The sequence below is a fragment of the Bacillus cereus group sp. RP37 genome (assembly GCF_040459695.1).
In the GTDB taxonomy this organism is placed as follows: Bacteria; Bacillota; Bacilli; order Bacillales; family Bacillaceae_G; genus Bacillus_A.
In genome coordinates this window covers 150669-172115 of record NZ_JARVHP010000001.1, presented here as the reverse complement: position 1 = coordinate 172115, position 21447 = coordinate 150669, and the positions used below count along the sequence as shown (strand labels likewise).

Genomic DNA, 21447 nt, shown 5'->3' with positions numbered 1-21447 from the left:
ATGGCAATAAATAAGGTATTTATGCTTCTAAAAGAGCCACTTCCACTTTTTATCTAATCCAGTTCCAGCGGCTAGAATCTCTGGTCATTTCACTCTCTCACTCGAAGCAAAGAGCGCTTCAAGGTCGAGAGTTCCAATGCCCTGCGATTCTAAACGAACCGCTTCCACTTTTTATTCAATCCAGCTTCAGCAGCTAGAATGGTCGGTGGCTTCACTTCTTCCCCCTCCCATTCTGAACGAGCCGCTTCCACTTTTTACTTAATAACCAAGTTCGGTTTTTTATTCAAGCTATGACGTCCGTCTACGAAGCGTACTGTGCCTGATTTCGCGCGCATAACAAGGGATTGTGTTGTTCCAACGCTACCTTTAAATTGAACGCCGCGTAATAGTTCTCCGTCTGTTACGCCTGTTGCTGCAAAGATTGCATCGTCACCTTTTACTAAGTCTTCCATACGCAGAATACGATTTATATCTTCAATACCCATTTTTTTACAACGAGCTAATTCAGCTTCATTTTGAGGCAGAAGCTTTCCGTGGATTTCTCCACCTAAACATTTTAATGCAACTGCCGCTAATACACCCTCAGGTGCTCCACCAGAGCCGAATAAAATATCTACACCTGTGCGATCAAATGCAGTATTGATTGCGCCAGCTACGTCTCCATCATTAATCAATTTAATGCGAGCACCAGCTTTACGAATTTCTTCGATAATCGCTTGATGACGTGGACGGTTTAAAACTGTCGCTACAACATCTTCAATATCTTTATTTTTCGCTTTCGCAACCGCACGTAAGTTATCGATAATAGGCGCATCAATATCGACCGCCCCAACCGCTTCTGGGCCAACCGCGATTTTATCCATGTACATGTCAGGAGCATGTAACAAATTACCATGATCTGCAATTGCAATAACAGCAAGAGCATTCCATCCACCAGCTGCTACAATATTTGTCCCTTCTAAAGGATCAACTGCAACGTCTACACGTGGTCCATATCCTGTACCTAATTTCTCTCCGATATACAGCATTGGTGCTTCGTCCATCTCACCTTCACCAATTACAACTGTACCTTTCATCGGAATTGTATCAAATACATCACGCATAGCTGATGTTGCTGCACCGTCTGCCTCATCCTTTTTCCCGCGCCCCATCCAACGCGCTGATGATAATGCTGCAGCCTCTGTTACACGTACTAACTCCATAGATAAACTTCTTTCCACGATAATCCCTCTCCTTTAAGTCTTTATATTTCTGCCGTATTTTGTGAACCGTGTTTTTCTATAAAGTGTACTTCCGCAAGTAGTGATGCTTCGCTTCCCCCTTGCGGAAGTATCACTTATGCGTTCTTCATCTCTTCAATTTCTTGACTTGTCATTTGTTCTCGCCAAATGTTTGCGCCAAGCCCTTTAAGCTTGTCTACTATATTTTCATAACCTCGATCAATATGCTCAAGTCCGGTTACTTCTGTAATTCCATCCGCCATTAACCCTGCAATAACAAGGGCCGCTCCAGCTCGTAAATCACTCGCTTTCACTTTTGCACCTTGCAATAAAACGGGACCAGTTACAATTGCCGAACGACCTTCTACTTTAATTTGTGCATTCATACGACGTAACTCATCAATGTGTTTAAAGCGCGCGCCGTAAATCGTATCCGTTACAACACCCGTCCCATGCGCCTTTGTTAAAAGCGTCGTAAATGGTTGTTGTAAATCTGTTGGGAATCCTGGATATACAAGCGTTTTTATATCAACTACTTTTAACCTTCTATTACCGTTCACTGTAATTTGGTCATCATTCGTTTCAACTTGGACACCAGCTTCTCTTAACTTCGCCGTAACTGACTCTAAATGCTGAGGAATAACATTATCAACCGTTACTTCTCCTCCTGATGCAGCTCCTAAAATCATATACGTACCCGCTTCAATACGATCCGGAATGATAGTATGGTGACAACCATGCAGTGAATCCACACCATCAATTCGAATTACATCTGTGCCAGCACCTTTAATGCGTGCACCCATGCTTGTTAACAATGTAGCTACATCAATAATCTCTGGCTCTTTCGCTGCGTTTTCAATAACAGTTCTACCTTTCGCTCGCACAGCTGCTAGCATAATATTAATCGTAGCTCCTACACTAACAACATCTAAATAAATACGTGCCCCGCGCAATTCATCTGCTCTTAAATAAATCGCACCCTGTTCATTCGTAACATGTGCACCTAACGCTTCAAACCCTTTAATATGCTGATCAATCGGCCTCGGTCCTAAATGACATCCACCCGGAAGCCCAATAACAGCTTTTTTAAAACGGCCAAGCATCGCACCCATTAAATAATAAGAAGCACGCAATTTTTTCACTTTTCCATTCGGTAAAGGCATCGCAACCATGTTAGAAGGATCGACTACCATCTCTTCCTCCTGTCCATAAGTTACTCTTCCTCCAATTTCTTCTAGCAAGTCTCCTAACATTTTCACGTCCGAAATATTAGGGACACCACCAATAGTTACTGGAGTATCTGCTAAAATTGTCGCTGGAATTAGTGCAACGGCGCTGTTCTTTGCACCACTCACTCGAATTGTTCCATTTAAAGCTCTTCCGCCTTCAATTAGCAATTTTTCCATATTGAGCTCCCTTCTTGTGAATGTATTTACTTTCTATATCTTTATAGAAAGCTCCCCTTAAGAATCTCACTCACTCACTCTTCCACCCTAAAACTCAATAAATAGGAAACCATTATCTTCATTTCTCCCGTAATACGAATAGATAAAGATTAACTATTCATCGAATTTACTTTATAAACTTAGATACATTATCACATTTATTAATAGGACTATGCACATTATTTTCTATTTCAAAAACAAAATGATAAAAATCTTTAGACTTGTTCACGCTTTCATTATACAACGAAAGGAAACCGTCTAAAAGACTAGACGGTTTCCAAAACGGAATTTTATTCTTACGCTTTACCGTTAGAACCGAATTCACGCATTTTACCAGCAACAGTTGCTTTAATAGCGTCGCGGCCAGGTCCAATAAATTTACGTGGATCGTAAACTTCTTGGTCTTTGTTTAATACTTCACGAACAGCTTTTGTAAACTCGATTTGGTTCTCAGTGTTTACGTTAATTTTTGAAGTACCTAAAGAGATAGCTTTTACGATATCAGCAGTTGGGATACCAGTACCACCGTGTAATACTAAAGGTACACCAGTGAAGTCACGAACTTGTTCCATTTCAGCGAATCCTAAGTTAGGCTCACCTTTGTAAGGACCGTGTACAGAACCTAAAGCTGGAGCTAGGCAATCGATACCTGTTGCTTCAACAAGGTGCTTACACTCTGCTGGATCAGCGTAAATTACGCCTTCAGCGATGATGTCGTCTTCTTGTCCGCCAACTGTTCCAAGCTCAGCTTCAACAGATACGTTACGAGCGTGTGCGTATTCTACTACTTTTTTAGTAGTTTCAACGTTTTCTTCGAATGGGTGGTGAGAAGCGTCGATCATTACAGATGTGAAACCTGCATCGATTGCTTCTTTACATTTTTCGAAGCTTGAACCATGGTCAAGGTGAATCGCTACAGGAACAGTGATGTTCATTTCTTCGATTAAAGCTTTAACCATAGCTACAACTGTTTTGAAACCAGTCATATGACGAGCTGCACCCTCAGATACACCTAGGATTACAGGAGATTTTTCTTCTTCCGCAGCAGCTAAGATAGCTTGAGTCCACTCTAAGTTGTTCATGTTGAATTGACCAACTGCGTATTTTCCTTCTAGTGCTGTGTTTAGCATTTCTTTCATAGAAACTAAAGGCATGGTGAATCCTCCTAAAAAACGTTTTTTGTATCCGATAAGTTCTTATCGCTGGTAGTATGACCAGAATAAGGTAAAATATGTATATTTACATACCGGACTTTTTTCTACACTCAATAGGATAACAACTTGTACTCAAAAACTCAACCGTATTCACCTGCTCAATAGTCCATGTAAACGCTTTTTTCCATATTTTTTATAAAAAATTCATTTTTTACGCCTCTACAGCAAGCTGATCTCTCACTGCTTGACGAATCTCATCAATATCAAACGGTTTAGCAAAGTGCATTAAAGCTCCTAAATCTTTTGCTTCTTGGATCATATCAAGCTCTCCATAAGCAGTCATTAAAATTACTTTAATACTCTCATCAATTTCCTTTACATGTTTTAAAATCTCTATACCATCCATACCTGGAATTTTCATATCTAACACTACTAAATCTGGATTATCTTTTTTCACGATATCTAAAGCTTGAAATCCATTCGCTGCTTGGAATGTCTGATAACCTTCTTTTTGGAACACTTCATGTAATAACACACGAATGCCATACTGATCATCAACGATTAAAATTTTCCCTTCCATAACTCCCAACCTTTCTGTATAAATACAAGATTTAAAGCTTCTTATATCTTAACGATTAATTTTCGATATTCTTTGGCAAATTCCTTCCTATTCTTTCTTATTTTACCGTTTCCTATTTTGTTATGCTACCCTTCGATTTCACCTTTCTAAAAAAATAAACTATAATGAAAGCCGGTAAACACGTACGAAAGGGAGTAACATTATGTTAAAAATTTTTTCAACTCAATTAAGTGGTTATTTCTCCAGAGTTTCTCAAAAAGAAGAAATGAATATAGAAGATAGCGCCCGTCTACTTGCTCAAGCATTAGTTGGCGACGGCTTCATTTATTTACATGGTACAAACGAAATGGAGGGCGTTATTGCTGAGGCGCTATTTGGCGCTGAACCAATGAAGCAAGCAAAACGATTATTTGAAGATGGTAAAGAAGTAGAAGTAACTTCTGCAGATCGTGTACTTCTTATTAGCCGTTTTTCAACAGATGAAGAAGTTGTAGCAATTGCAAAAAAACTTCAAGCAAATGGACACTCTATTGTCGGCATCTCTGCTATTCAAGAAGGTACTGAATCACTAGAACAATATACAGATGTACATATTGATACAAAGCTGTTAAAATGTCTTATTCCAGACGATGAAGGCAATCGCTACGGATTCCCAAGTTTAATGATAGCTATATTTGCATATCACGGGATCAAATTTACAATCGATGAAATGTTAAATGAATATTAAAAAAAGCGCCCTATTTCAGGCGCTTTTTTTTTATTACTTGCTCTCTTTATTCGTAATAGAAGCACTTACGAAATCATGGAACAATGGTTGTGGACGGTTTGGACGAGATACAAGTTCTGGATGGAACTGTGCTGCCACGAACCAAGGGTGGTCTTTTAATTCAATGATTTCAACTAGACGGCCGTCTGGGCTTGTACCAGAGAATACAAATCCTGCTTTTTCCATATCCGGACGGAATTGATTGTTGAACTCATAACGATGACGATGACGCTCATATACAACCGGCTCATTATAAGCATTGTAAGCATTTGTTTCTTCAGTAAGCTTACATGGGTATAGGCCAAGACGAAGTGTACCGCCTAAGTCTTCTACATCTTTTTGTTCTGGTAATAAGTCAATGATTGCATAAGGTGTGTCAGGATTAATTTCAGAAGAGTTAGCTCCTTCTAATCCTAATACGTTACGTGCAAATTCGATTGATGCAAGTTGCATACCTAAGCAAATTCCTAAGAATGGTACTTTGTTTTCACGAGCATATTGAATTGCAACGATTTTACCTTCTACACCACGATCGCCGAAGCCACCTGGTACAAGGATACCATCTGTGTCACCAACTAATTCTTGTACGTTCTCTGCTGTTACGTGCTCAGCGTTTACCCATTTCACTTCTACATCTGTGTCGAATGAATAACCCGCATGACGAAGCGCTTCTACAACAGAAATGTATGCATCTTGAAGCTCTACGTATTTACCAACAAGAGCGATTTTTGTTTTCTTAGAAAGGTTACGTACTTTATCAACTAGCGCAGTCCACTCTGTCATATCTGCAGCTGGATTGTCTAATTTTAAGTGATCGCAAACGATTTGGTCCATATTTTGCTCTTGAAGAGATAATGGAACTGCATATAAAGTATCTGCATCGCGTGCTTCGATAACTGCTTTTGTATCAATGTCACAGAATAATGCAAGCTTGTCTTTCATATCTTGAGAAACAGGAAGTTCTGTACGAACAACGATAATATTTGGTTGAATACCTAAGCTACGAAGCTCTTTAACGCTATGTTGCGTTGGTTTTGTTTTCATTTCACCCGCTGCTTTTAAGTACGGGATTAACGTACAGTGAATGTACATTACATTGTCACGACCGATGTCGCTCTTAATTTGACGGATTGCTTCTAAGAATGGTAGAGACTCGATGTCACCAACAGTTCCACCGATTTCTGTAATAACAACGTCCGCGTTTGTTTCGCGACCAGAACGGTATACGCGCTCTTTAATTTCGTTAGTAATGTGAGGAATAACTTGAACTGTTCCTCCTAGGTATTCACCACGACGCTCTTTTTGAAGAACTGAAGAGTAAATTTTACCTGTTGTTACGTTGCTATATTTGTTTAAGTTGATGTCGATGAAACGCTCATAGTGACCAAGGTCTAAGTCAGTTTCTGCACCATCGTCTGTTACGAATACCTCACCGTGTTGGTATGGGCTCATAGTCCCTGGGTCTACGTTAATGTATGGATCAAACTTTTGAATCGTTACGTTTAAACCACGATTTTTTAAAAGTCTTCCAAGAGATGCTGCTGTAATACCTTTTCCTAAAGACGATACTACACCGCCTGTTACAAAAATATACTTAGTCATGAAAAAGCTCCCTCCTATTTTGCTGTTATATAATCACCGTTGCAAAGCGCAACGTATGTAGATAACACTGTATCCATCTTATTGTTAGACTCTTTTTATTTTCTAAACAAAAAACAAAAAAGAAAATTGCTCCCCTCATCACATAAAGTAATAAGTAGGGAGCAATTTTCTTTTATATTTACACTTTAAAAGTATTATCGTCCTTTTTTAAAGAGCCCAAAAATGATTCTACATGGACGATAATGAAAAGTCAAGAACTACAGTTCTTCCTCTTCTTCTTCTTCAGTTTCATCGTACTCAAGTTCTTCTTCGGCGAAGTCATCTTCATCATCTTCATCTAAATCATCAAGATCATCGTCATCTCCGTCTTCTTCTTCAAGAACCTTGTCCAAATCTTCTACCTCTTCTTCATTTCCGTCTGCATCGTCGAAGTCTTCATCTTCTTCGATGTAGTCGTCAAAACCGTCCTCTTCAACTTTACGTTTCTTCTTCGGTTTTGGCTGAGGTAAGATTTCTTCATCAATTTGCTCATATGGGTACCAGCTGCGTAGCCCCCAACGATTTTCTCCTAAATTAATGAAACGTCCATCGATGTTTAAATCTGTATAAAATTGTGCGAGTTTCGCATTAACTTGCTCTTGAGATAGTCCCAGCACTTGAGCGATTTCTCGAACCAACTCGTTGAATGTCGTTGCTTGTCTTTTATCCCCTAAAACGCTATGTACAACTTCAATCATTGAACATTCTTTTAGCTCTTCTGGTGAATATTGCTTAAAATTCACTTATGCGGCACTTCCTTTCTTCAAATATAACCTTATATATAACGGTCTGCTTAAAAAAATCCATACTATTCATTATAAACAAAAGTCGCACAAATATGCTACAAAAAAAACGGGAAACTTTAATATGGTAATAAAATTATAATTTGTCTATTCCTTATTTCGGAAACATATGCGCTCCTTGCAGTACATACCTAATTTGCATTTCTGTATATTCTTCAAGCGTATACAGTTTTTGCAGGGCCCAACGTCTAAATCCCCACATTTGTCCTTGTATGAAAATGTTATGTGCAAGAAGCTGTATTTCCTTTTTATTTAATGTAAATGTACCATTTTCCGTACACTGTTCTAAAATATTCTCAAACATTCCTACCATTTGAAACTCCTTTTCTAATACATACGGGAGTGATTCTTTCGGTAAAAAACGTACCTCTTGATACATAATTAATACTTCTTCTTGCAATTCATCCATCACTTTAAAGTAATTCGTTATCGCTATCTTTAAGCTTTCTATACTTCCCTTCTCTGTACACACTACTTCCTCTAATCTTTCTTTTACATGTTCATAAATACTATCACAAACTAAATACAAAACATCATCTTTCGTACGAATGTACTCATAAAGCGTCCCTATACTAAATCCAGCTGCCTTTGCAATCTCTCTCGTTGTTGTACGTGGAAATCCTTTTTGCTTAAACAATTGCACCGCACCTTTAATCATTTGTTCACGCCTTAACGCGACTAATTTTTCATCTTTCACGGACGCATGTACATTATGTTTAACCATCCCCTTCACCTCTCTCTATTATTTTTTGGAAGGAAAAAGCGTAGGAAAATACCTACGCTTTTGCTCCTACTTCGTTAACATACGAGAAATTACGAGCCTTTGAATCTCTTGTGTTCCTTCATAGATCTGTGTAATCTTTGCATCTCGCATATAACGCTCTACTGGATAATCTTTCGTATAACCGTAACCACCAAATACTTGTACCGCTTCAGTCGTCACCTTCATCGCTGTATCGCCAGCAAATACTTTTGACATCGCTGACTCTTTCCCATACGGAAGCCCTTCCGATTCAAGCCAAGCCGCTTGGTATGTTAGAAGACGCGCCGCCTCCACATCCGTTGCCATATCTGCAAGTTTAAAGCCAATTCCTTGCTGCGCTGCAATTGGTTTCCCAAACTGATGACGCTCTCTTGCATATTCTACAGAAGCATCTAAAGCCCCCTGTGCAATACCAACCGCTTGCGCCGCAATACCATTACGACCACCATCTAATGTTTGCATCGCTACCTTAAACCCTTGTCCTTCTTCACCAAGTAAATTCTCTACAGGAATACGACAATCTTCGAACATAATTTCAGTTGTTGGTGAAGAGCGAATCCCTAACTTGCTTTCCTTCTTCCCAACCGAAAATCCTAGCGTATCACTCTCCACAATAAATGCACTCGTGCCGCGCTGCTTCGAATCAGGATCTGTTAATGCAAAAACAACATAAATATCGGCAATGCCACCATTTGTAATAAAGATTTTCGAACCATTTAAAATGTAATGGTCTCCATCTCGTTTTGCAGTCGTCCTCATTCCACCAGCATCTGATCCAGAGCTTGGTTCTGTTAAGCCATATGCACCAATTTTCTTCCCTTCAGCCATTGGGCGCAAAAACTTTTGTTTTTGCTCTTCCGTTCCAAATTTAAAAATCGGCCAACCAGCAAGCGAAGTATGTGCAGACAGTGTTACACCTGTTGAAGCACAAACGCGAGATAATTCTTCGACAGCGATTACATACGCCAAGTAATCGCTTCCAATTCCGCCGTATTCTTCAGGCCACGGAATACCGGTTAAACCAAGCTCTGCCATTTGATCAAATAGTGCACGATCAAATCTCTCTTCTTCATCACGCTCAGCTGCCGTCGGTGCTACTTCGTTCTTAGCAAAATCCCGAACCATCTTTCTTATCATTTCATGTTCTTCTGATAGTTTAAAATGCATTCCCGTCTCCCCCTTATCCTTTTATAAAGATCGACTAATAACAAGTTTCTGTATCTCACTCGTTCCTTCATATATTTGCGTGATCTTTGCATCACGGAAAAATCGTTCTACTGGATAGTCTTTCGTATAACCGTAACCACCAAATACTTGCACCGCTTCAATCGCAACTTCAACAGCCGTCTTAGAAGCGAATAATTTCGCAATAGAAGCTTCTTTACCGCATGGTAATCCTTGTGCTCTTAGCGATGCCGCTCTATATACGAGTAATCGCGCTGCTTCTACACTAGTTGCCATATCCGCAAGTTTGAATCCGATTCCTTGCTGCGCCGCAATTGGCTTTCCGAATTGCTCACGTTCTTTCGCATAATCAATTGCACATGCAAGCGCCGCTTCAGCGATCCCTAACGCCTGTGCACCGATTCCAATTCGTCCAACATCTAAATTCGCCATCGCTACCTTAAATCCTTGTCCTTCTTCACCAAGTAAATTCTCAGCTGGCACTTTCATATCTTCGAACGTAAGTTGTACTGTACGAGAACCGAGAAGGCCCATTTTATGCTCATCTTTGCCGATAATTAAGCCCGGTGTATCTTTTTCTACTATAAATGCAGAAATCCCACTTTTTCCTGCCTCTGGGTTTGTAGAAGCGAATACAATGTATGTACTTGCTTCACCGCCATTTGTAATGAACACTTTCGATCCATTAATAATGTAATGATCACCCTTCTTCACAGCTCTTGATTTCAAACTCCCTGCATCTGATCCTGCATTGGGTTCTGTTAATGCAAATGCGCCTAAATATTCACCAGTCGCAAGTTTAGAAACATATTTCTCTTTCTGTTCTTCTGTTCCGAAATATAAAATTGGGTTCATTCCAACTGACGTATGTACAGCTAAAATTACACCAACTGTTGCGCTTACCTTTGAAATTTCTTCAATTGCTAAAATGTAAGAAATAAAATCCATTTCTGCGCCGCCGTATTTTGCAGGCGCTGGAATACCCATTAGTCCAAGCTCACCCATCTTCTGCAAAATCTCTTTCGGGAACACCCCTTGTTCCATACTAGGAACAAAGGGAGCTATTTCCTTCTGTGCAAAATCTCGAACCATTTTCCTCATCATTTGCTGCTCTTCATTAAAACGAAAGTTCATATACTCCGCCTCCATTTGCTATATACCCTTTTAATAATTTGGTAAGACCACTGTTTTGTAACAAAGGGGAATTTATTCGTAAACGTAGAAACCACGACCTGTTTTACGTCCTAACCATCCTGCATTTACGTACTTACGTAGTAATGGACACGGGCGATATTTACTATCACCTAAGCCTTCATGTAACACTTCCATAATGTATAAACATGTATCTAAACCGATAAAATCAGCTAGCGTAAGCGGCCCCATCGGATGATTCATACCAAGTTTCATTACTTCATCAATGGCTTCTTTCGTCGCTACACCTTCATATAACGTATAAATTGCTTCGTTAATCATCGGTAATAAAATACGGTTCGATACAAATCCAGGGAAATCATTTACTTCAACTGGGACTTTCCCGATCTTTTTCGTGATGTCTTCAATCGTTTCATATACTGCATCATCTGTAGCCAAACCACGAATGATTTCAACAAGTTTCATAACTGGAACGGGATTCATAAAGTGCATACCGATTACTTTTTCTGGACGTTTCGTTACCGCTGCAATTTCTGTAATTGGCAGAGATGACGTATTCGTCGCTAAAATTGCGTGTTCTGGAGCAATTTCATCTAGATTCGCAAAGATTTTCTTTTTAATATCCATTTTCTCAACAGCCGCTTCAATAATAAGGTCCGCTTCCTTCACACAATCTAAATCAAGCGTTACTGTAAGACGATTTAACGTTGCTTCCTTCTCTTCTTCCTTCATGCGTCCTTTTTCTACTTGGCGCGCTAAGTTTTTCGTAATAATAGCCAATCCTCTGTCTAATTGCTCTTGTTTTAAATCTTGTACCTTCACATCATATCCTGCCATTGCACATACTTGCGCAATTCCCGATCCCATTTGTCCCGCACCAATTACAACTATTTTTTGTACACCCATTCTTTCTTCCCCCTTAATATAAGTCTGTAATAAATGAATCGTTTTCTCGCCGTAAATTAATGAACCTCAATCATCACTGCATCACCTTGACCGCCACCGCTACAAATCGAAGCAATTCCAATTCCGCCTCCGCGCTGCTTCAGGGCGTGGATAAGTGTAACAATAATGCGCGCTCCGCTTGCTCCAATCGGATGTCCCATCGCCACTGCGCCGCCATTTACATTCAATTTTTCTGGGTCAATTCCTGCAATCTCTGTACTTGCAATTGCTACCGCCGCAAAGGCTTCATTAATCTCGAATAAATCGATATCTTCAATTGTCTTGCCTGTTTTTTTCAACAATTCGTTAATTGCATAACCTGGCGTTCTTGGGAAATCTTTTGATTCTACCGCGATTGCCGCGTGCGCCAAAATCGTTGCTAATGGCTTTCTTCCTTCTTGCTTCGCTCTGTCTTCGCTCATTAGTACAAGTGCAGCACCACCATCGTTTAGTCCTGGCGCATTACCAGCTGTCACCGCCGCTGTCTTATCAAATACAGGTTTTAATTTCGCTAATTTTTCAATTGTTGTATCCTCGCGTGGTGCCTCATCCTTTGCAACGACAATAGGATCGCCTTTTCTTTGCGGAATCGTTACTGGCACAATTTCCTCTTCAAAACGTCCTTCTTTATGCGCTGAAACCGCACGCTGATGGCTACGATATGCCCATTCATCTTGCGCTTCGCGAGAGATTCCATCTTCCTTCGCAACTTCTCCGCCATAAACACCCATGTGTATACCTGAAAATGCGCATGTTAAACCGTCAGCTACGTTTAAATCAATAACTTCGTTGTTGCCCATTCTGTATCCCCATCTTGCTCCGCGTAAAATGTAAGGACTGTTACTCATCGACTCCATACCGCCAGCTACAATCAGTGATTGATCACCAGTACGAATAATTTGATCCGCTAACGTAACCGCACGAAGCCCTGATGCACAAACTTTATTCACTGTTTCCGTCTGGACTTCCCAAGGGATTCCAGCAGCCCTCGCAGCTTGGCGCGATGGAATTTGTCCCTGTCCACCTTGAATAACCGTTCCAAATATAACTTCCTCAACATCATTAGCAGAAACATTTGCTCTTTCAAGCGCGGCTTTAATTGCAATTCCTCCAAGTTCTGTTGCTTTTACGTCTTTTAAAGATCCTCCAAATTTCCCAACCGGTGTTCTTGCAGCACTTAAAATAACTGTTTTACTCATGTTTCTTTCCCCCATTTCATTTTTTAGCACTGAGCGCTCGCTCGGTATTCTTACGTTGAGAAGAGGTGCAACCATTGCACCTCTCTCTAAAGTTGTATACATGCTTGCAGATTACATCGCTTCTTTCTTCTGTCCGATAACAGAGCGTTCTAAAATCTCTGTTACATCAAGAGTTTGAACCTTCTCTTCTACTTCTTTCGCTTTCGTCCCATCACTAATCATCGTTAAGCAATATGGACAACCTGTACCGATAATGGATGGCTGCACAGCTAGTGCTTGTTCTGTACGAGCAACGTTAATACGAGAACCTGCTGTTTCCTCCATCCACATTAAGCCACCACCTGCGCCACAGCACATTCCGGTTTCACGGTTACGTGCCATTTCTACAAGATTCACACCAGGAATTGCTTTCAAAATATCGCGTGGTGCTTCGTATACTTCGTTGTATCTTCCTAAGTAACAGGAATCATGGTACGTAACTGTTTCCTCAATTGCGTGAACAGGTTTTAAGCGTCCTTCTTTCACCCACTGAGCTAACAATTCTGTATGATGATAGACTTCTGCTTGCAAGCCAAAGTCTGGATACTCATTTTTAAATGTGTTATAAGCATGAGGATCAATCGTAACGATTTTCTTCACTCCTGCTTTTTCAAATTCTTCGATATTCTTTGTTGCCATTTCTTGGAAGACGAATTCATTTCCAAGGCGGCGCGGTGTATCTCCAGAGTTCTTTTCTTTATTACCGAGAATCGCGAATGAAATGCCTGCCTCGTTCATTAACTTCGCAAACGATATCGCAATCTTCTGACTACGATTGTCGTATGATCCCATCGAACCAACCCAGAATAAATATTCAAACTCCTCGCCAGCTTTCGATTTTTCTTTTACAGTTGGAACTGTTACTTCATCATCACCTTGGCGCCATGTTTCACGCTCTTTACGGTTTAGACCCCACGGATTCCCTTGACGCTCGATGTTCGTCATCGCACGCTGCGCTTCCGCGTCCATCTTTCCTTCTGTTAAAACAAGATAGCGGCGTAAATCAATAATTTTGTCAACATGCTCATTCATAACTGGACACTGGTCTTCACAGTTACGGCACGTTGTACAAGCCCAAATCTCTTCTTCTGTAATAACGTCTCCGATTAAACTCGGATCGTAAGCGAGTGTTGTAGCTGCTGATTCTTGTTGCCCTTTCCCAGCTGCCATCATCGCTAACTGATTTCCTTGTGTATTATTAAAAGCAACTACTGGAACCCACGGTGCTTTTGATGTTACAGCCGCTCCTTTATCAGTTAAATGATCGCGAAGTTTTAAAATTAAATCCATCGGCGATAACATTTTCCCTGTTCCGGTTGCCGGGCACATATTTGTACAGCGACCACACTCTACGCAAGCGTATAAATCGATAAGCTGATTTTGTCTAAAGTCTTCAATTTTACCAACACCAAATGTTTCTTGTGTTTCATCTTCAAAATCGATCTTTTCAAGTTTCCCTGGGTTTGAAAGACGACCGAAGAATACATTAGCTGGTCCTGCAATTAAATGCGCGTGTTTTGATTGTGGTACATACACTAAAAACGTTAACAAAATTAGTAGATGCACCCACCAAGAGAAATAGAACACAGAAATGGCTACGGTTTCATTTATACCCGAGAAAACGTAAGCGATTACAGAAGCGATTGGTTCACTCCATGAAAGCTCCTCGCCGTGCCATATAATCCCCATTCCATTACCGAGTAGCACAGAAATCATTAAGCCACCAATAAAGATAAGGACAAGGCCTGATTTGAAATTACGTTTTAAACGAACTAGCTTCTCGACATAACGTCTATGAAAAGCCCAAAAGACTGCAATTAAAATAACAAGTGTGACAATTTCCTGGAAGAATGTAAATGCAGGGTATAGTGGTCCAAGTGGAAGATGTGATCCTGGTGCGAGTCCTTTCCAAACGAAGTCAATTGCTCCAAATTGGACAAGAATAAATCCGTAAAAGAACATAACGTGAATAATGCCGCTTTTCTTATCTTTCAGCAGCTTTTTCTGACCGAAAACATTTACCTTAAGAAGATCCCAACGCTCTTTAAAACGACGGTCAAATTCAATCTTTTTTCCTAACTGTATGTAGGCCATTCTCGTTCGTATAAGATATACAAACAAATATCCCGCATAAGCAATAACAGCAATGGCAGCCAGCCAATTCATGATCAGTAAGCTATTCATTTTTATGCTACCCCTCTCTTTGTAAGCCCTCTTTCTTTTTTAGAATCTTCAAAAACATATAATTTTCTGAATTTTATCCCCTACCTTCATTATATAATGAGTGAGCATTCAGTCAACAGTTTTTTGTTATACAACAACATATTTTTTCATAAAGCTGTTTATTTCGGTGAAACTATAAAGTGAAACTTTAATTAGCCGGAAAAGTGAAGGTGAAAAGAATGCAAAGGAGGGAATTCACTCATGTTCTTCGTATCTCTCTTGTTAATATGCGTTACTCTTTGGATCACAATTGACCTTTTATATGGGAGGCTTCTTCATTTAAAACGTGTGCGCTCTCGTACTTTCCCTTTACGCCAAAGTGATTTTCACCTTTATACATACGGAAAAGATTTGTATGACGCCCTATTTACTGATATAAAACAAGCGAAACACCATGTGCACGTTTTGTTCTTCATTGTAAAAAACGATAAGATTAGTCGGGAATTTTTAAAGCTACTTATCGTTAAGGCACAGGAAGGAATTGAAGTAAGACTTTTACTCGATCGATTTGGGAGCCATCATTTATCAAACGAGGACATTCGCTCCCTACAAAAACATGGTGTCTCTTTTTCATTTTGTCACAAAGTGAAATTTCCTTTTCCTTTCTTTTCTGCAAATCAAAGAAACCATAGAAAAATTACAGTTATTGACGGGAAAATTGGTTATATTGGCGGATTTAATATTGGAGAAGAATATTTAGGGCATAATCAAAAATTAGGATTATGGCGCGATTATCATTTACGTCTTACAGGCGAAGGAGTACAAGATTTACAAAAGCAATTTTTACATGATTGGCTCGACGATACGGGTCAAAATTTATTAGATTCACCTATTTATTTTCCTAAGCAACAACCAGGAATCATTCTACATCAATTTATTCCAACCGATGGGGCATATTTACAACATACTTTTTTAGACTTAATTGAAAATACGAAAGAAGAACTCTTTATCGGTACACCATATTTCATTCCTGGAAAAAAAATTATGAACGCATTATTACAAGCACGAAAACGTGGGGTTCAAATAACGATTCTCGTTCCAGAAAAAGCTGATCACGCCCTTGTTCGAGAAGCGAAATTCCCGTATTGCCGAAAGTTAATACAAGCCGGGTGTAATATTTACGCATTTCAACAAGGTTTTTTTCACGCTAAAGTTATTATAGCGGACGATTATATTTGTGATATCGGAACTGCAAACTTTGATATGAGAAGTTTATATATTAACCATGAAATCAACTGTCTTTTATATGATAAACCTTTTATACAAACAGTAAAAAACAAATTCCATGAAGATCTAGAAAACGCGTCATTACTTTCCTTTAAAGATGTTAGCCCGCATTCTCTTATTGATAGAGGAAAAGAATGGGTAGGAACGATACTTGCTTTCTTCCTATAGGAAAGATAATGAATAAAGGAGATGCGTTCATTATGATTATGCGGTTCGGATATGTCTCACATGCAATGGCACTCTGGGATTGCTCTCCGGCTAAAACGATGACATTTACAAGCTTTCAAAAGCTCAGTAAACAAGAGCGAGAAGATAAACTATACGATGTTACAAAGCAAAATCTTGAGCATACAATACGTATTCTTCATTACAATATAGCGCATGAAATTCCGTTATATCGCTTGTCATCTTCCATTGTCCCACTTGCAACACATCCCGAAGTTGAATTTGATTATATCGGGGCATTTATACCGCTTTGGCGTAAAATTGGGGCATTAATTAAAGAACACAATTTACGAGTAAGTTTTCATCCAAATCAATTTACGCTATTTACAAGTGATAAACCACATATTACAACTAACGCTATTATAGATATGATCTATCATTATAAAGTATTAGATGCAATAGGAGTTGCAGATACTTCTTATATTAACATCCATGTAGGGGGTGCCTATGGAAATAAAGAAAAAGCCATTGGACGTTTCCATGAAAACATAAAAAAACTTCCTGCACATATAAAAAAACAAATGACACTTGAAAATGATGATAAAACATATACAACTGCTGAAACTCTATCTATTTGTCAAAAAGAAAAGGTCCCATTCGTATTTGATTATCACCATCACATGGCAAACCCTTGCGAGGAACCGCTAGAAGAGTTACTTCCTGCAATTTTTGAAACTTGGTCACATACAAATATCCCTCCTAAAGTTCACATTTCCTCCCCTAAATCAGAAAAAGAATTTAGGGCTCATGCTGAATATATTGATTTAGATTTTATTAAACCTTTCTTACACATTGCAAAAAAAAACAATCACAATTTCGATATTATGATTGAAAGTAAACAGAAAGATTTAGCAATGCTGCAATTAATACGTGAACTATCCTCTATAAGAGGGATAAAAAGAATACATGGCGCAACATTACAATGGTAAATTGTAATCTTGCGCTATTTTTTTCAAAAAAAGTAATTTTTATAGTAAAAAACACCCTATTTTATATGCTATGATTGGAGTTAGCATTTTCCACCTGCGATTCAAATTTATTGAAACGGAGTCATAATATGATTAATCAAAAAAAATATGTACAATTTGTCATAATGTATATAGTTATATTTTCTCTTTGGATATTTCTGATCCCTAAGGACTTGAATATAAAAGAAATTGGAATTCTCTTCTTATTTTGTTTTGCCGCGCTCTTTTCTTGCTATTGCTTATATAAAGCTATTAAGAAAATGAAGCATACTGATAAATTATTTTGGGTTTTATTACTATGCACTTGCATATGCGGACTAACTATGGAGATAACTTTATTTCTTCATTCACTTTCTATATATGATCAAGTCATATTCTCATATAAGGCACTACCTTTTTTCATCATACAATATATTTTGCTCTTTTCTGGGTTTGCTATCAAATTCATAAAACATTACTCTATTAGAGGTCTTGCTCAATTTTCATTCGATAGCATCTTTATTGTTATCATGAATATTTATTTTACCTTAACTTTTATTTTGGACCTTTCAAGCTTTCGTATGTTAACAACCGATCACTGGGTTTTAATTGGATACTTTATTGCACAAGCATTAGTAATTTACGCCGTTATTAGCCTATATAGACGAGAACAATATTCTTCTAGCAGAATCTCATTAATTATCGGCTTTACTATCATACTTGTGTACGGATATATACATCTGTTCCAATTAAACGCAGGGATAGAAACTTCTTCTGAAGTCTCTTACTTAATACATACTGCTTCAATTTTATTAATTGGTTTGTCGTCCATACTATACATTGTGGATAAACCAATGCAGCATGAAACGAAAACGAAGTATTATCGATTTGACTATGTGCGCTTTATATTACCTTACTTTAGTATAATCATTACTTTTTCTTTCATTGTCTTTCAACCTTGGGATGATAAGTTCATGTTAATCGGTCTCGTATTATCACTCATCTTATTATTCCTACGACAACTTTACATGTGGAAAGATAATCAAGCACTAATCGATACATACGAACAGTTGACTACACAACTAGAAGGTAAAGTAGAAGAAGGTGCATCTGCGTTATCAAAGAGTGAACAACGCTATAAATCTTTATTCGAAGATCATCCTGATGCCGTTTTTTCTTTAAATATGAATGGTATTTTCCAACAATCCAATACAGCATGTGAAAGCTTATTTACTGCCTACTATTGTGAAGTAGAAAGCTATTCTCTTCTACACTTTATTGACTCAAAAGACCATGATCTACTAAAGAAAGCTTTACAAATGACAACAGAAGGTAGACCACAAACTTTAGAAGTTCGCACAAAAGAAAAAGAAAGCTATTACTATTACCTTCACATTACACTCATCCCTACTTTCATAAACAAAGAAGTTGTTGGGATGTTCGGCATAGCACGTGATATTACAACTTTATATGAAAAACAAAAACAAGTAGAACATTTAGCCTTTCATGATTCACTTACTGGATTACCAAATCGCCGAAAGTTTGAAAAAGACTTAAAAAATATTTTAAATACAACTCAAACTAGCGCAAATGATGTTGCCGTCATGTTCCTTGATTTAGATCGATTCAAAAAAATTAACGATAGACTTGGTCACGACGTCGGTGATTTATTATTAATTGAAGTAGCAAAAAGATTACGCAGTTGCTTGCGTTCAAAGGATGTCGTTGCTCGCCAAGGCGGAGATGAATTTACAATTCTATTACCAGATATGTACTCAGAAAAGAGTGCAATATTTATAGCTGAACAGATTTTAACCATTTTAAACAAACCGTTCTTCATTAAAGATGAAGAACTGTCTATTACACCGAGTATCGGAATTGCAATGTACCCTGATTATGGAACAGATGTAACAGAATTAATGAAAAATGCTGATATGGCTATGTATCGCGCAAAAGCAAATGGAAAAAACAGATTCGTTTTCTTCTCAAAAGAAATGAGTATTGCTCAAAATGAGAGTAACTTCTTAGAAGGAGAACTTTCAAAAGCACTACAACAAAATGAATTTTTCCTTGAATACCAACCACAAGTAAGCACAAAAACAAAACAAATTATCGGTTTTGAAGCATTAATTCGTTGGAAGCATCCAAAACTCGGAATCGTATCTCCTGCCCAGTTCATTCCGCTAGCGGAGGAAACAGGATTTATTATTGAACTTGGAAATTGGATTTTACGTACCGCTTGCTTAGAGGCAAAAAGATGGCATAATCAAGGTTTTTCTCACTTGAAAGTTGGTGTGAATTTATCTGTTGTTCAATTTAACCATGCAGATTTAATCCCAACCATTTCAAAAGTATTAGAAGAAACAGAGCTAAAACCAGAAGCATTAGATATTGAAATTACAGAAAGTATCGCAATTAATCAAAATCAATCTGTAGTGGCAAAGTTAGAACAGCTTCAAAATCTCGGTATTCAAATTTCAATCGATGACTTTGGAACTGGTTATAGTTCTTTAGCTTATTTAACAAAATATCCAATCAACACATTAAAAATTGCTCGAGAGTTTATTTGCGGCATTACAACTAGCCCTTTAGAGGAAGCGATTATCTCTTCCATCATTACACTATCAAAAGAATTAAATTTAGAAGTTATTGCAGAAGGTGTAGAGACGGAAGAACAATGGAAGTTTTTATATGAACAAAACTGTGACCACATTCAAGGATTCTTTATTAGCAAACCTGTTTCTAGTAAGGATGTTTGGATGTTACTCCACAAAAAAACAACCGTCTAAGTAAGACGGTTGTTTTTTAATACTCAAAAGGTACATCTGAAGCTACTTGTATCTCTTGATCATTATAAGAAATTACTTGATTTTTCTCTAAAACTGTATCTCCTAATGAAATACCCCATGCCATCGCTAACGTTAATAGACTACCAATAAGTAGTTTCTTCATATTCCATCACCCGCATTTTTTCTTTAAATATATCATGAAAATTTATCCACATCTTATGCAATTATGCATATTTGTTTTTTTATTTATTCATTTTTTTTATAATTGATTCCTTTAACGTATGGTTTCCTAATATATCGAAAAAGAAGCACGCTTTTTCGTAAGCATCTTCAATTTCTGCTCTATCACACTCGAGCTTTTCTAGGCATTCACCTTTTCGATAATATAACTGTCCAATCAATGTCATACTATTAATTCGACACGATAGTTCAATGGCTTTATTTGCGTGACAAAGCGCTTCTTCGTATTGATTGTCTAAGTATAATGCTTTTGCATGATTATGTCTCACCTTCACATCAAACTCTTTATTATCATGTAATGCCTCTAATTGTTTTAATATATTTTCAAATAACTCAATACTCTTCTTAAAATAGCCATTTTCAGCGTAAATGTTTGCAATTGCGTTTTCAATATAAAGGTTCTGATATACATCTATTCCTGCCAATTGTTGATTGAGCAATTTCTTTAATTCTAAAATACAATATTCGTAATCGATTTTTTTCAATATGTAAGCAGCTACATAATATTGCCATTGAAGAAATTGCTGCAGCTCAGGATGATATTCTTCCTTTTTCAACTCATTCCATACTTTATTATAAATTTCTTTATATTTCTTTTGCTTACAAAGCATAATAATTCGATCTTTTAACTGCTTATTCCTCTCAATATCAGAATAAATGAGTACCTCATAAAAATGAATAATGGGAACTTGTAACTTCGCTGCAATGCCTTGCAATATATCCATACTTGGGTATACCGTGCCCGATTCAATTCGACTCACTTCTGATTGATGACATATGTTCTCGGATAACTGCTTTTGTGTTAATCCTCTCATCATCCTAATTTTCTTAATTTCACTTCCTAGTTTTTCTGCGTGCATACTTACTCACCATCCCATTATAACAATCTAATTTTTTAAGTTGT

Annotated in this window: 18 protein-coding genes; 4 read left to right on the top strand and 14 right to left on the bottom strand. The window is 38.0% G+C overall.

Annotated elements, in window-relative coordinates; all coding sequences use genetic code 11:
* Positions 1 to 254: 254 nt before the first annotated feature.
* The 4 genes from glpX to spo0F all read right to left on the bottom strand — a co-directional run bounded on the left by glpX (position 255) and on the right by spo0F (position 4399).
* Entirely contained in the window at positions 255 to 1220 is a 966-nt protein-coding gene (glpX, locus tag QCI44_RS00795) for a class II fructose-bisphosphatase (RefSeq protein ID WP_000442336.1), read from the bottom strand.
* Between the two features lie 116 nt (positions 1221 to 1336).
* Complete coding sequence (gene murA, locus QCI44_RS00790; RefSeq protein ID WP_000413265.1) at positions 1337 to 2626, bottom strand: UDP-N-acetylglucosamine 1-carboxyvinyltransferase; 1290 nt, start codon at positions 2624 to 2626, stop codon at positions 1337 to 1339.
* A gap of 335 nt (positions 2627 to 2961) precedes the next feature.
* Complete coding sequence (locus QCI44_RS00785; protein ID WP_001131859.1) at positions 2962 to 3819, bottom strand: class II fructose-bisphosphate aldolase; 858 nt, start codon at positions 3817 to 3819, stop codon at positions 2962 to 2964.
* 211 nt (positions 3820 to 4030) lie between these two features.
* Complete coding sequence (gene spo0F / locus QCI44_RS00780) at positions 4031 to 4399, bottom strand: sporulation initiation phosphotransferase Spo0F (protein WP_000398592.1); 369 nt, start codon at positions 4397 to 4399, stop codon at positions 4031 to 4033.
* A 202-nt stretch (positions 4400 to 4601) separates the two neighbouring features.
* Here spo0F and QCI44_RS00775 point away from each other — a divergent pair, with 202 nt between their 5' ends.
* Positions 4602 to 5126, top strand: coding sequence for a DUF2529 domain-containing protein (locus tag QCI44_RS00775; protein ID WP_353810967.1), 525 nt, complete (start codon positions 4602 to 4604; stop codon positions 5124 to 5126).
* Positions 5127 to 5159: 33 nt separating this feature from the next.
* Here QCI44_RS00775 and pyrG read toward each other — a convergent pair whose 3' ends face one another.
* From pyrG to QCI44_RS00735, 8 genes are all read right to left on the bottom strand, one after another.
* On the bottom strand, positions 5160 to 6767 hold the full coding sequence (gene pyrG, locus QCI44_RS00770) for a CTP synthase (protein WP_016085459.1): 1608 nt from the start codon (positions 6765 to 6767) through the stop codon (positions 5160 to 5162).
* A 257-nt stretch (positions 6768 to 7024) separates the two neighbouring features.
* Positions 7025 to 7549, bottom strand: a complete 525-nt coding sequence (gene rpoE, locus QCI44_RS00765; protein WP_016136942.1) for a DNA-directed RNA polymerase subunit delta — start codon at positions 7547 to 7549, stop codon at positions 7025 to 7027.
* A 154-nt stretch (positions 7550 to 7703) separates the two neighbouring features.
* Positions 7704 to 8333: a TetR/AcrR family transcriptional regulator gene (locus QCI44_RS00760; RefSeq protein WP_000238598.1), complete on the bottom strand. Its 630-nt coding sequence runs from the start codon at positions 8331 to 8333 to the stop codon at positions 7704 to 7706.
* 66 nt (positions 8334 to 8399) lie between these two features.
* Complete coding sequence (gene acdA / locus QCI44_RS00755) at positions 8400 to 9539, bottom strand: acyl-CoA dehydrogenase AcdA (protein ID WP_016136097.1); 1140 nt, start codon at positions 9537 to 9539, stop codon at positions 8400 to 8402.
* A gap of 21 nt (positions 9540 to 9560) precedes the next feature.
* The gene (locus QCI44_RS00750; RefSeq protein ID WP_016085456.1) at positions 9561 to 10691 is read right to left on the bottom strand and encodes an acyl-CoA dehydrogenase; all 1131 of its coding nucleotides are present in this window, start codon (positions 10689 to 10691) and stop codon (positions 9561 to 9563) included.
* Between the two features lie 72 nt (positions 10692 to 10763).
* On the bottom strand, positions 10764 to 11615 hold the full coding sequence (locus QCI44_RS00745; RefSeq protein WP_000538860.1) for a 3-hydroxybutyryl-CoA dehydrogenase: 852 nt from the start codon (positions 11613 to 11615) through the stop codon (positions 10764 to 10766).
* 56 nt (positions 11616 to 11671) lie between these two features.
* Positions 11672 to 12955 carry an acetyl-CoA C-acetyltransferase gene (locus QCI44_RS00740; RefSeq protein ID WP_098413044.1) on the bottom strand — a complete coding sequence of 428 codons (1284 nt, stop codon included), beginning with the start codon at positions 12953 to 12955 and terminating at the stop codon, positions 11672 to 11674.
* Positions 12956 to 12964: 9 nt separating this feature from the next.
* Positions 12965 to 15076, bottom strand: a complete 2112-nt coding sequence (locus QCI44_RS00735) for a (Fe-S)-binding protein (protein WP_088084622.1) — start codon at positions 15074 to 15076, stop codon at positions 12965 to 12967.
* A 240-nt stretch (positions 15077 to 15316) separates the two neighbouring features.
* Here QCI44_RS00735 and cls point away from each other — a divergent pair, with 240 nt between their 5' ends.
* From cls to QCI44_RS00720, 3 genes are all read left to right on the top strand, one after another.
* Positions 15317 to 16510 carry a cardiolipin synthase gene (cls, locus tag QCI44_RS00730; protein ID WP_088084623.1) on the top strand — a complete coding sequence of 398 codons (1194 nt, stop codon included), beginning with the start codon at positions 15317 to 15319 and terminating at the stop codon, positions 16508 to 16510.
* A gap of 32 nt (positions 16511 to 16542) precedes the next feature.
* On the top strand, positions 16543 to 17496 hold the full coding sequence (gene uvsE / locus QCI44_RS00725; RefSeq protein WP_116363634.1) for a UV DNA damage repair endonuclease UvsE: 954 nt from the start codon (positions 16543 to 16545) through the stop codon (positions 17494 to 17496).
* A gap of 128 nt (positions 17497 to 17624) precedes the next feature.
* Entirely contained in the window at positions 17625 to 20303 is a 2679-nt protein-coding gene (locus QCI44_RS00720; RefSeq protein ID WP_088084625.1) for a DUF4084 domain-containing protein, read from the top strand.
* 16 nt (positions 20304 to 20319) lie between these two features.
* Here the strand turns inward: QCI44_RS00720 and QCI44_RS00715 are convergent, their stop codons facing one another.
* Together QCI44_RS00715 and plcR are read right to left on the bottom strand one after the other, a co-directional pair.
* Positions 20320 to 20466: a quorum-sensing peptide PapR gene (locus QCI44_RS00715; RefSeq protein ID WP_000734736.1), complete on the bottom strand. Its 147-nt coding sequence runs from the start codon at positions 20464 to 20466 to the stop codon at positions 20320 to 20322.
* 79 nt (positions 20467 to 20545) lie between these two features.
* Positions 20546 to 21403, bottom strand: a complete 858-nt coding sequence (gene plcR, locus QCI44_RS00710) for a transcriptional regulator PlcR (RefSeq protein ID WP_353810966.1) — start codon at positions 21401 to 21403, stop codon at positions 20546 to 20548.
* Between the last annotated feature and the right edge of the window lie 44 nt (positions 21404 to 21447).